Below are 642 nucleotides of genomic sequence, written 5' to 3'. Positions count from 1 at the left end.
CGACGGGGTCTCCAGATCAAAGATGTTTGTCGCAATCTCAGCGGCCCCGTCGACGATACCGCCGACAATGGGCAGACTCGAACCCGCTTCGGCCAGATTCAGCATCCAATCTTCGAAGGCGTCGGCAAAGGCGACATCAGTGGCGCTTGTGTCGGTTGCACTCCCGAGATACGCATCGAAGTCAACCTGGCCTAAAGTCTGATCGATGGTATTGAACTCGAAGCTGTCGACCGCGTCAATGCCGGTTTGACCAGTACGATCAGCCCAAGTGGCTGTAAAAAGACCATCTTCGAAGGCCTCGCCAAGATCAATCTCTTGTACACCGTCTTCGCCGACGATGCGCAGGGTTTCGATGCGGGTGTCGTCCTCGTGCATGTTCTTAATGCGCACCTCGCCGTTTTCACCTTCAATCACCAGATCCTTGCCGCCTTCAACAAAGAAACGCAGGTCGCTGCCATCAAGCGCGCCGGCATCGCGCAGCTCAAGAACGTCGTTTTCACCGCCTCCGCCTCCGGAGATCGTGTCGAGCTTATCACTGGCAAGTTTCAGGAAATCACCGAGTTCACGGGCCGCATCCAGCCCAGCCTCGTCCACATCCATAGAGCCCGTCGATCCGAATGTGTAAAGGTAAGTGTCATTGCC

General features: G+C 56.1%; 1 protein-coding gene. It reads right to left on the bottom strand.

What is annotated here, in order from left to right; translation table 11 throughout:
* Positions 1-600: hypothetical protein (locus ACR0E6_RS22530; protein WP_480587577.1), on the bottom strand; the 600-nt coding region annotated here is incomplete at its 3' end.
* Positions 601-642 lie beyond the last annotated feature (42 nt).

The sequence above is a fragment of the Ruegeria sp. AP12 genome (assembly GCF_056540025.1).
The sequence above is the reverse complement of the archived record's forward strand: the minus strand, read 5'-3'. Positions and strand labels throughout refer to the sequence as shown.